The sequence below is a fragment of the Nocardioides sp. genome (assembly GCF_035429765.1).
Taxonomy (GTDB): domain Bacteria; phylum Actinomycetota; class Actinomycetes; order Propionibacteriales; family Nocardioidaceae; genus Nocardioides.
In genome coordinates this window covers 1-2,269 of the sequence record NZ_DAOMFK010000311.1, presented here as the reverse complement: position 1 = coordinate 2,269, position 2,269 = coordinate 1, and the positions used below count along the sequence as shown (strand labels likewise).

Below are 2,269 nucleotides of genomic sequence, written 5' to 3'. Positions count from 1 at the left end.
TGACTGGGATCTTCCGCGCTGTGCTCATCCCTGCCCCTCGTGCCGGGTCAGGGTCAGGGTCAGCGGGCGAGGTTCTTGTAGGCGACGGCGACGGCGGCCCCGAGCCGGGCGTTCGCCCGGACCAGCGCGATGTTGGCCTGGAGCGAGGCGCCGTCGGTGAGCTCGACGATCCGGCCCAGCAGGAACGGGGTGGCGGCGTTGCCGCGGATGCCGCGCTCGTCCATCTCGGTCAGCGCCTGCTCGATCACCCCGGCCATCTCCGCGGCCGGGATCTCGTCCTCGGCGGGGATCGGGTTGGCGATCGCGAGGCCGCCGGGGAGCCCGTTGGACCACTTGGCGTGCATGACCGCGGCGATCTCCTCGGGACCGTCCACCACCAGGGGCGAGGGGAACCCGCTACCACGGGAGAAGAACGACGGGAACTCCTCGCTGCCGTTGACGAGCACCGGCACGCCTTCGGTCTCCAGGTACTCCAGCGTCAGTCCGATGTCGAGGATGCTCTTGACGCCGGCGCTGACGACGGCCACCGACGTCTGCCCGAGCTCGGTCAGGTCGGCGGAGATGTCGAAGGTCCGCGGGGCGCCGCGGTGGACGCCGCCGAGGCCGCCGGTGACGAACGTGTCGATCCCGGCCAGCGCGGACAGCCGCATGGTGGCGGCCACGGTGGTGGCGCCGTGCCGGCCCGTCGCGATGACGAAGGGGAGGTCGCGGACGCTGACCTTGAGGACGTCCTCGTCCTGCGCCAGCAGCTCGAGCTCGGCGGGCTCCAGCCCGATGCTCGGCCGGCCGCCGATCACGGCGAGCGTGGCCGGCACCGCGCCGTGCGCGCGTACCAGGTCCTCGATCTCACGCGCCATCTCGATGTTCTGGGGGTAGGGCATGCCGTGGCTGATGATGGTGCTCTCCAGGGCCACCACGGGTGCTCCGGAGGTGAGCGCCTCGGCCACCTCCTCGGTGTAGCTGAACCCGGGTCGCAGGGTGGTCTCTGTCATGCGGACATGCTCCTCAGTTGTTGGTCGGTGAGATCGGATCGGACGGTCTGGGGGCTGGCGACGGTCAGCGCCGCCGCGGCGTGGCCGTAGCTGACGCACCGGTCGAGCGGGAGGCCCTCGAGCAGGGCGTGGCAGTAGGCGGCCAGCATGGAGTCGCCGGCGCCGGTCACGTCGACGACCTCGGTGGGGTACGCCGCGAAGCGCTGCTGCTCGCCGTGGCTGCTGAGCAGCGAGCCGCGGCTGCCGAGGCGTACCCAGACGTTGTCGACGCCGCGGTCGTGCAGCCGCTCCACCGCGGCGGTGAGCTCGGCGTCGTCACGGACCTCGGCGTCGACCAGCGCGGCGAGCTCCCCGAGGTTCGGGGTGATGGTGTGGACCGGGGACGAGCCGTCGATCAGCGGGGCCAGCAGTCGGGCCTTCGGGACGCTCACCGGCTCCACCACCACGCGGACGCCGGCGCTCGAGGCGAGGTCGAGCGCGAACCGGATCGTGGCGGTGCTCAGGTTGCTGTCGATGACCAGCAGCCCGGCCTGGGCCACCAGGTCGCGGGTCCGGGCAACCTGCTCGGGCGTCATGTCGCTGGTGGCCTCCATGTCGGCCACGGCGAGGACCATCTCGCCCTTCTCGTCGAGCACGGCGGTGTAGGTGCCGGTCCGCTCGGCGGTGCGCCAGATGTGGTCCACCCGCACCCCCGCCCGGCGGGTGGCGTCCACGACCCGGTCCCCCACCTCGTCGGGCCCCAGGGCCGCCACCAGGTAGGTCCGGGTGCCGAGCCGAGCCAGGTTCTCCGCGACGTTGCGCCCGACGCCTCCCGGCGTCATGGAGGCGACCCCGGGGTTGCTCGTCCCCGGCACCAGGGGGGCCCGGCTGCGCGCCTTGACGTCCATGGCGGCGCCGCCCAGCACCACCACGTGCGGGCGCTCGTTGAGGATGTAGCCGCGCCCGCGGATGACGCCCTTGCGGCCCAGGTTCGACAGGTGGACGTTCACCGAGGCGCGGGTCGACCCGATGCGGGCCGCGATCGTGTCCGCGTTCAGCAGCGGGTCGTGGCGGAGCAGGTCGACGATCTGCTGCTCACGGGGGGTCATGCTCTCTTGATCCGGATAAGACACATTTATTATGATAAGCAAATGCCCCGGGCGTCGTCAAGCCCGCCTAGACTGGCCCGCTGCTCCCCAGGGAAGGAACCCCATGCCCCGTCTGCGCACCCTCGCCGTCGCCCCCGTGCTGGCCAGCGCGCTGCTCCTTGCCGCCGCGCTGCCCGGCCCGGCCGCGCC

2 protein-coding genes are annotated in these 2,269 nt (G+C 72.2%); both read right to left on the bottom strand.

Features of this window, described 5'->3' with window-relative positions; all coding sequences use genetic code 11:
* Positions 1 to 59 precede the first annotated feature (59 nt).
* Complete coding sequence (locus PLP61_RS16625; protein WP_324503881.1) at positions 60 to 992, bottom strand: pseudouridine-5'-phosphate glycosidase; 933 nt, start codon at positions 990 to 992, stop codon at positions 60 to 62.
* Complete coding sequence (locus tag PLP61_RS16620) at positions 989 to 2,080, bottom strand: PfkB family carbohydrate kinase (protein ID WP_324503879.1); 1,092 nt, start codon at positions 2,078 to 2,080, stop codon at positions 989 to 991. Before PLP61_RS16620 ends, PLP61_RS16625 begins: the two co-directional genes overlap by 4 nt.
* Between the last annotated feature and the right edge of the window lie 189 nt (positions 2,081 to 2,269).